The organism is Jiangella rhizosphaerae (genome assembly GCF_003579925.1).
Taxonomy (GTDB): Bacteria; Actinomycetota; Actinomycetes; order Jiangellales; family Jiangellaceae; genus Jiangella; species Jiangella rhizosphaerae.
Genome location: NZ_QUAL01000375.1, coordinates 1 through 8,361 on the forward strand (window position 1 = coordinate 1; position 8,361 = coordinate 8,361).

At 74.1% G+C, this 8,361-nt stretch carries 8 protein-coding genes; 5 read left to right on the plus strand and 3 right to left on the minus strand.

The features are described 5' to 3' along the window. Nucleotides 1–838, minus strand: an 838-nt coding sequence (locus tag DY240_RS25725) for an AfsR/SARP family transcriptional regulator (protein WP_199702434.1), incomplete at its 3' end; no start/stop codon positions are given. Next, a complete protein-coding gene (locus tag DY240_RS25730) occupies nt 835–3,729 on the minus strand; it encodes an AfsR/SARP family transcriptional regulator (RefSeq protein WP_119662539.1) in 2,895 nt (964 codons plus the stop codon). The genes DY240_RS25730 and DY240_RS25725, both read right to left, overlap by 4 nt. Before the next feature lie 238 nt (nt 3,730–3,967). Here DY240_RS25730 and DY240_RS32510 point away from each other — a divergent pair, with 238 nt between their 5' ends. Both DY240_RS32510 and DY240_RS25735 read left to right on the plus strand, forming a co-directional pair. After that, a complete protein-coding gene (locus DY240_RS32510) occupies nt 3,968–4,381 on the plus strand; it encodes a hypothetical protein (RefSeq protein WP_158603003.1) in 414 nt (137 codons plus the stop codon). Between the two features lie 34 nt (nt 4,382–4,415). Then, nucleotides 4,416–5,045 (plus strand): phosphodiester glycosidase family protein, encoded by a 630-nt coding sequence (locus DY240_RS25735; RefSeq protein WP_233552878.1) that lies wholly within the window; start codon nt 4,416–4,418, stop codon nt 5,043–5,045. 89 nt (nt 5,046–5,134) lie between these two features. Here DY240_RS25735 and DY240_RS25740 read toward each other — a convergent pair whose 3' ends face one another. Then, on the minus strand, nt 5,135–5,776 hold the full coding sequence (locus DY240_RS25740; RefSeq protein ID WP_147375525.1) for a TetR/AcrR family transcriptional regulator: 642 nt from the start codon (nt 5,774–5,776) through the stop codon (nt 5,135–5,137). A gap of 129 nt (nt 5,777–5,905) precedes the next feature. Between DY240_RS25740 and pdhA the strand changes: the two genes are divergently transcribed. The 3 genes from pdhA to DY240_RS25755 form a co-directional block, all read left to right on the plus strand. Then, entirely contained in the window at nt 5,906–6,958 is a 1,053-nt protein-coding gene (pdhA, locus tag DY240_RS25745) for a pyruvate dehydrogenase (acetyl-transferring) E1 component subunit alpha (RefSeq protein ID WP_199702436.1), read from the plus strand. Between the two features lies 1 nt (nt 6,959). Continuing rightward, nucleotides 6,960–7,967, plus strand: a complete 1,008-nt coding sequence (locus DY240_RS25750; RefSeq protein WP_119662542.1) for an alpha-ketoacid dehydrogenase subunit beta — start codon at nt 6,960–6,962, stop codon at nt 7,965–7,967. A 14-nt stretch (nt 7,968–7,981) separates the two neighbouring features. Then, nucleotides 7,982–8,361: biotin/lipoyl-containing protein (locus tag DY240_RS25755; RefSeq protein WP_325049313.1), on the plus strand; the 380-nt coding region annotated here is incomplete at its 3' end.

Genomic DNA, 8,361 nt, shown 5'->3' on the forward strand with positions numbered 1-8,361 from the left:
CCGGCGCGGCGGAGGCGCCGGCGTCGGCGCCGGCCGTGACCGGGTCGCCGTCGCCGCTGAGCAGGCGGGCGTGGACGGCGGCCAGCTCCGGACCGGGACGCCGGCCGGCGGCGCGCAGGGCACGGACGGTGTCGTGGAAGACGCCGAGCGCGTCGCCCTGGCGGCCCTCGCGGTACAGGGCGATCATCAGCTGGGCGGCGGCGCCCTCGCGTTCCGGGTACGCCGTCACCAGCTCGCGCAGCTCCCTGATCACGCCGTCGTCGGGACCGTGCAGCAGCAGCCGGAGCTCGCAGGCCCGCTCGGCCACCGTCAGCACCTCGTCGAGCAGAGACGGCGCGGACTGGCGGGTGAGGACGTCGGGCCAGAGGCCGGCCAGCGGGTTGCCCCGCCACAGCAGCAGCGCCTGGTCCAGCAGCGCGAGCCGCCCGGGCAGGTCGTCCATGGCGCGCGCGGCCGCGGACAGCCCGCGGAACCGCGTCACGTCGACGACGTCGGGCGGCAGGACGAGCCGGTAGCCGTCGCCGGTGGACTCGACCGCGGAGCGGCCGAGCACCGCCCGCACCCGGGCGACGTGGGTCTGTAGTGCCGCCCGCGGATGCTCGGGTTGGGCGTCGGGCCACAGCAGCCGGGCCAGGGTGCCCTGCGAGACGACGCCGCCGGGCCGCAGCGCCAGTGCGGCGAGGATGACCGCCGGCCGCCCCGACGGCACCGGCACCGGCACGCCGTCGCGGCGGACCTCGACCGCGCCGAGCAACCGGACGTCCAGCTCGCCGGACGGCCCCGCGACCTCGCCCGGACCGCCACGCGGCCCGACGTCGAGGTGCGGGGTGCGGGTCACGGCTGCTCCGCCACCCGGTCGCGCAGCTCGTCGGCGCGCGGCGAGCCGAGCGAGTCGAAGATGCGCAGCGCCGCCGCCCAGTGCGTCCGGGCGGCCTCGTCGTCGCCGTCACCGCTGCGGCTGTACCCGAGCTCGGCCAGCGCCTCGGCCTCGACGTCGGCGAGGTGACCTTCCCTGGCCAGCGCCGCCGCCCGCGCGGCCGGCCCGCCCCCGTCGCGACCGGCGCGGCGCAGCGCGTTGGCCTCCTTGACCAGGCCGGCGGCCTGCAACGGCACCGAACCCAGCTCGACGGCGACCGCGACGGCGCGCTCGAACCCCGCCACCGCGTCGTCGGCGGCGCCGGTCTCGAGCGCGAGGTGCGCGAGCGCCATGAGCTGGTCGAACAGCTCGATGCCGGGCTCGTCGCCGAGGCCCTCGCCGGTCAGCTCGAGGTTGCGCCGGGCATCGTCATAGCGGCCGAGGCTGATCTGCACGTCGGCGAGGTTGCGCCGGCAGCGCCGCCGGACCTCCGGGGACAGGACGTCGTCGGCCTCGGCACACCGCTGGAACAGCTCGGCGGCCTCCTCGTACCGGCCGTCCAGCTCGTGCCAGACGGCCATGTTGTGCAGCATGATCACTTCGCCGTACCGGTCGCCCAGCTCGCGGCGGACCGCCAGGCCGCGGGCGCCGGCCTCCAGTGCCTCCTCGCGCCGGCTCTGCGCACCGAGCGACAGCGCCAGCGCGTGCCAGGCGCGCGCCGTCAGCACCGGATCGCCGAGCTTGGCCGGGACGTCGAGGACCGCGCGCGAGAGGTCCTCGGTGTGCGCCTCGCGGCAGCATTCGTACCGGGCGCGGGCCAGCGCCAGCAGCAGCGCGGCCGACTCGTCGACGACGTCCTGCTGGTCGGCGTGCAGGCCGGCCAGGCCGAGCGACGTCATGAGCGCGGTGTGCGGGTGCAGCCAGGCATGGATCTCGGCGCGGTCGGAGAACGACCGCCCCACGACCTCGTGCGGGAACCACGCGCCGGGCTCGACGGCGCCGCTGCCCGGCCGCAGCACCGGCCACAGGTTGTGCAGGCAGCGCAGGTAGTAGCGGACGAGGCGGCGCCGGGCCGCGGTGACGCGGTGGGAGTCGGCGACGGCGCGCAGGTGGTCGTCGACGAGGTCGTGCCAGCGGTACTCGTCGGGCGCGGCGGAGTCGATCAGCCGTACGTCGACCAGGTGCTCGAGCACGCTGCGAGCGTCGTCGGCCGAGACGTCCCAGGTGGCGGCCGCGGTCTCGACGTCGACGGTGGGACCGGGCACCGCCGCGAGCAGCCGGAACCGGAACGCGATGGCGGGGTCGAGGCCCTGCACCGACGCCGTCAGCATCGACCGCACGCTGAGGTCGCCCATCTCGAGTTCGTCGAGGCGGCTGGTGAGCAGCCGCTCCGCGAAGTGGTCGATCGGCCACGCCGGCCGGGTGACCAGCCGCCCGCCGGCGATGCGCAGCGCCAGCGGCGAGCCCTTGCAGGCGCTCACGACGAGGGCCGTCGCCTCGGGCTCGGCGGCCAGGCGCTCGCGGCCGACCATCGACTCCAGCAGCTCGTAGGCGTCGTCGTCGGAGAACAGCGCGAGGTCGATCTGGACGTCGGCCGGGATCATGCTCAGCTGCGGCCGGCTGGTCACCAGCACGCTGCAGCCGCCGGCGCCGGGCAGCAGCGGCGTCACCTGCGCGGCGTCGCGGGCGTCGTCGAGCACCACCAGCAGCCGGCGGTGCGCGCACGCGGACCGGAACAGCGCGGCCCGCTCGTCCAGCGTCGCCGGGATGTCCTCCTCGGGCGTGGCCAGCGCGCGGAGGAACTCCGCGAGCACCTCGGCGGGATCGGCCGGGACGGTGGACCCGCGCAGCTCCGCGAAGAGCTGGCCGTCGGGGTGCGCCTCGCGCAGCGCATGCCCGACGTGCAGGGCCAACGTGGTCTTGCCCGACCCGCCCGGCCCCGAGATCAGTCCCAGCCGGGCCCACGACCGGTTCTCCGACAGCACGGCCGTGAGCAGGTCGATCTCGTGCTCGCGGCCGACGAACTGCGCCGTCGAGCGGGGCAGCTGGACCGGCGGCCGGACGACCGGCGCCGCGGCCGAACCGGCCGGGCCGCCGCCCGCCCCGGGTCCCGCGCCGGGGGCCGTCGGCAACAGCGTCGGGTCGGTGTCGAGGATGCGCCGGTGCAGGTCGGTGAGCTCGGGGCCGGGATCGATGCCGAGCTCGTCGCGCAGCACCGTCACGACCTCGTGGTACGCCGCGAGCGCGTCGCCCTGCCGGCCCTGGCGGTAGAGGGCCAGCATCAGCTGCGCCCACAGCCGCTCCCGCCACGGGTGCGCGGCGACCAGGCGGCGCAGCGACGGCACGAACTCCTCGTCGGTGCGGTCGAGGCGCAGCCGCAGCTCGTTCATCCGTTCCGTGGCCGACAGCAGCTCCTCGACCAGCAGCGGCGCGGTCGCCTTCTCGAGGTCGTCGGGGTTGAGCCCGGCCAGCGGATCGCCGCGCCACAGCGCCAGCGCCTCGCGCAGCAGGGTCAGCTCGGTGGCCGGTTCGGCGTCGCGGCCGGCGGCGACCAGTTCGCGGAACCGGGTGACGTCGACGGCATCGGGCGGGAGGTCGAGGCGGTAGCCGTCGCCGGCGGCCTGGACGAAACCGTCGCCAAGCGCGGCGCGCAGCCGGGCGACGTGGGTCTGGATGGCCGCCCGCGGATGCACCGGCTCGTCGTCGGGCCACAGCCAGCCGGCCAGCGCGTCGACGGGGACGACGGTGCCGGGGCGCGCGGCGAGAGCTGCGAGGATGACGGTGGGCCGGCCGGGTGGCACCGGGATCGTGACCCCGTCGCGGTGCACCTCGACCGGACCCAGCAGAGCGACCTCAAGCCGCGCCCGGCCCACCAGCTCTCACCCCTCCGATCCCCCATGCGCCACGGCAACCGTACCGGTGACTGACAGGTGATCGCACAGTCATCCGGCCGCCGGACGCGGCTCCCGGGGGTTGACCGGCCCGCTACCCTGGAGCGACTAGCGTCCGGCAAGGTTCGCAACCCTCGCGGAAGCGACATCGCATGCGCAAGCCGACACGCGTCGCCGCCTACGCCGCCCTCGCCGGCGTCTGCGTCCTGGGGACGGGGTCGTGAGTGCGGCGCCCGAGCGTGGCGGGCTGCTGCCGGACGAGCTGCCGCTGGGCCCGGCCGGCCTGGTGGAGGAGCGCTCCCAGGAGGAGCTGGCCCGGCGTGACGCTGTACCGGATCGTCCGCGGCGCCGTCGACCCGGACGACGGCTACACCGCGACCGCCGACTTCGCGACGACGGCGGCCCGACCGACGGCCCGTGGCGGGTCACGATCCCCGAGGTCGATCCGCGCGAGTTCGACGGAACGGTCCGCACCGAGCTGGCGACCGGCGAGGTGGCCGGCCGCGAGACCACCAGCGCCATCGTGGACCGGGTCGGCGCGCTGGCCGCCGTCAACGGTGGCTTCTTCACCATCGACGGCAGCCGGAACGTCCCCGGCCCATGGCAACGACTACACCTGCGGCAACGCGCATGAGCCGGTCGCGTTCACCGCCGACTTCGGCGCGGCGTTGCCCACCGGCCCGGGATACCAGGTCCGGCTCGACGCGCAGGACCGCGTCGTCGAGGTCGCGCCCGTCCGGGGCGGCGCGGAGCCGGCCGCCGGCACCGTCGTCCTCCAGGCCACCGGGGACGCGGCCGCATGGCTGGCCGAGCACGGCACCGCCGGTGCGCGTCTGGTCCTGGACACCGACGTGGTCGACGGCGACACCGGCCGGCGGGTGCCGCTGCGGCCGGGCGCGTCCGTGGTCAACGGCGGACCGCTGCTGGTCGAGGACGGCGCGACGGCGCTGGACCCGGTGCGCGACGGCTGGAGCCCGGCGACCCTGGCCGGCACGGCGCGCGCCGACTTCTACTGGCGCTGGTACGTGCGCCGCAACCCGCGCACCGCGGCGGGTGTGCTGCCGGACGGGCGCCTGGTGTTCGTGGTGGTCGACGGTCGCCAGGTCGGCCGCAGCGTCGGGTTGAGCATCACCGAGACCGCGGAGCTGATGCGATCGCTGGGCGTGGACGAGGCCCTGAACCTCGACGGCGGCGGCTCGAGCACCGTCGTCACCGAGGACGGCGTCGTCAACACGCCGAGCGACCCCGTCGAGCGCCCCGTCGGCGACGCCGTCGTCCTCCTCCCCGGCCGACCCTGAGGACCACCGAGCCCCACACCCTCGTTGATCTTGGAGAACGCCGGTATCCATCGGACATCTCGCCTACCTTTGGCGGCATTACTCCAAGATCAACGGGCCGGGGGCTCGATGAGGATCAGGTCCAGCGTTCTGGTGACGTGCTCGGCGGCGGTGGTGGCGGTGGGCGCCGGGTCGATGCCGAACATCCGCCGCCGGTGCTTCTCACCCATGAGCAGCGTGAACAACTGCTCGGCCAGCACGTCGTGGTCGGGTTCGGGAACGAGCAAGCGGTCCGGCGGCAGCGCGGCGAGCAGGCCGGACAGCACGCCGATGTAGCGGCGCGGCCCGTTGGCGTAGTGCCGGGCGGCGAGCTCGGGGAACTTCGCCGCCTCGCCGGTGACCAGTCGGTGCAGTCCGATGGCCTCGTCGGAGAGCATGAGCCGGACCAGCCGCACCCCGAACGCGTGCAGGTCGCTCACCGGGTCGCCGGCGTCGGGCGCGACGGTGTTGACGACCCGGTCGCCCAGACGCCGGACCACGGCCACGAACAGGTCGGCCTTGTCGCCCACCGTGGTGTAGACCGTCCGCTTGGCGACCCTGGCCTCGGCGGCGATGACCTCGATGGTCGTGCCGCCGTAGCCATGCGTGAGGAACAGCCGCATGGCCGTCTCGAGCAGCGCGTCGCGCCGGGCGGCGCGGTCCACGTCGCGCGGCCGGCCTCGCGGCGCCGTCGCCGCCCCCCGTGCAGTCACGTCATCATCCTGGCTCGGAGGTAGTCTTGGATGCAATGAAACGCTAACGTTTCATTGTTTGCCCGGCCACCGCCGGGCCACCGCTGCGCGTCGAGCGACGCGCCCCGTGACAACGAAGGGCGGGTAACAGTGGCGACCACCAGTCGCAAGCGTCCGGCGCGCTCGGCGAGGAACCACGAGGAACTGCTCGGCTTCTACCGGCAGATGCTCCTGGTCCGCCGGTTCGAGGAGCGCACCGCGCAGGCGTACACCGAGGCGAAGATCGGCGGTTACTGCCACCTCAACCTCGGCGAAGAGGCCACCGTCGTCGGCCTCATGGCGGCCATCGAGGAGCGCGACTACCTCTTCACGAACTACCGCGACCACGGCTACGCGCTCATCCGCGGCATGGACCCCGGCCGCGTCATGGCCGAGCTGTACGGCCGGCAGGACGGCGTCAGCAAGGGCTGGGGCGGGTCGATGCACCTGTTCGACACCGACGTCCGCCAGCTCGGCGGCTACGGCATCGTCGGCGGGCAGCTGCCGCTGGCGGCCGGCGCCGCGCTCGCGGTCTCGTACCGCGACGGCGACGAGGTCGTCATGTGCCAGATGGGCGACGGCACCACGAACATCGGCGCGTTCCACGAGACGCTGAACATGGCGACGCTGTGGAACCTGCCCATCGTGTTCGTCGTCGTCAACAACCAGCTCGGCATGGGCACGACGGTCGAGATGTCCTCGGCCGAGCCCGAGCTGTACAAGCGCGCGTCGGCGTACCGCATGGAGTCCGCGCGGGTCGACGGCAACGACGTCATCGCCGTCCGCGACGCCGCGAAGGTCGCCGTCGAGCGGGCCCGCAAGGAGCAGAAGCCGTACCTGCTCGAGACCGTGAGCGGCCGGCTGAAGGGGCACTCCGTCGTCGACCCCGCCGCGTACCGCAGCAAGGACGAGGTCGAGGCCGTCCGCGCCCAGGACCCCGTCGCGGGCCTGCACGACAAGCTGATCGCCGACAAGGTCGCCGACGCCGACCAGCTGGCCGAGATCGACGCCGACGTCCACCGCATCGTCAAGGCCGCCGTCGAGTTCGCCGAGAAGAGCCCGGCGCCCGAGGTGTCGTCGCTGTTCGACTACACCTATGCCAGCCCGGTGCCGAACGACTCGCGCCGCCTCCCCGCTGACCCGCTGTTCCCGGTAGGAGCCTGACATGGCCGTCATGAGTTACCGCCAGGCGCTGCACGACACGCTGCGCGCCGAGATGCTCCGCGATCCCGACGTCTTCCTGATGGGCGAGGAGATCGGCCGGTTCGAGGGCTCGTACAAGATCACCGCCGGCCTGCTGGACGAGTTCGGCCCGAAGCGGGTGCGCGACACCCCCATCGCCGAGGAGGGCTTCACCGGCGCCGCCGTCGGGGCCGCGATGCTCGGCCTGCGCCCCGTCGTCGAGATCATGACGATCAACTTCTCGCTGCTCGCGCTGGACCAGATCGTCAACCACGCCGCGAAGATCTACGGCATGTTCGGCGGGCAGCGGTCCGTGCCGATGGTCATCCGCACGCCGGGTGGCGGCGGCCAGCAGCTCGCGGCCACGCACTCGCAGAACGTCGAGCTGTTCTACGCGTTCACGCCCGGCCTGAAGGTCGTGGCGCCGTCGTCGCCGGCCGACGCGAAGGCCCTGCTGCTCGCGTCGATCCGCGACAACGACCCCGTGCTGTTCCTCGAGAACCTCGCGCTCTACAACACCAAGGGCGAGGTCCCGGACGGCGACGTCGCCGGTGAGATCGGGCGGGCCGCCGTCACCCGCGAGGGCACCGACATCACGTTGGTGGCGTACTCCCGCATGGCGCACGTCGCGCTGCAGGTCGCCGAGAAGCTCGCTGCGGAGGAAGGGATCTCGGCCGAGGTGGTCGACCTGCGCAGCCTGCGCCCGCTGGACCGTCCGACGATCATCGAGTCGGTCAAGAAGACGTCCTGCGCCGTGGTGCTCGAGGACGACTGGCTGACCTACGGCATCGGCGCCGAGGTCGCCGCGTCGATCTCCGACGGCGCGTTCGACTACCTCGACGCCCCGGTGCGGCGAGTGGCGATGGCCGAGGTGCCGCTGCCCTACGCGAAGTCGCTGGAGCTGGCGGCGCTGCCGTCGGCGAACGACGTCGTCACCGCCGTCCACCAGACCCTCGACGCCGTCGGCCGCCGGTCCGTCGGCGCGCACTGAGGAGATTCCCCGCGATGACCGAGATCCTGATGCCCCGCCTCTCCGACACGATGGAGGAGGGAGTCGTCAGCGCCTGGCGCAAGCAGGTCGGCGACGAGGTCCACGCCGGTGACGTCCTGGTCGAGATCGAGACCGACAAGGCCGTCATGGAGCACGAGGCCTACGAGGACGGCGTGCTCGCCGAGATCCTGGTGAAGGAGGGCGACACCGCGCCGATCGGCGCGCCGATCGCCCGGCTCGCGGGCGCCGGCGAACCGGTCGGGGAATCCGCGCCGGCGGGGGCCGCTCCGGCAGCGTCCGCGCCGGCGGCGTCCGCTCCGGCAGCTGAACCCGCTGCGGCAGCAGCGACCGCTGAGGTCGCCGAGGCCGCCCCCGCTGCTCCGGTGCCGGCGGC

What these genes read in the sequence shown, in the direction of transcription:
- DY240_RS25750 (WP_119662542.1), top strand. Translation starts at nt 6,960, where the DNA reads ATGGCCGTCATGAGTTACCGCCAGGCGCTGCACGACACGCTGCGCGCC.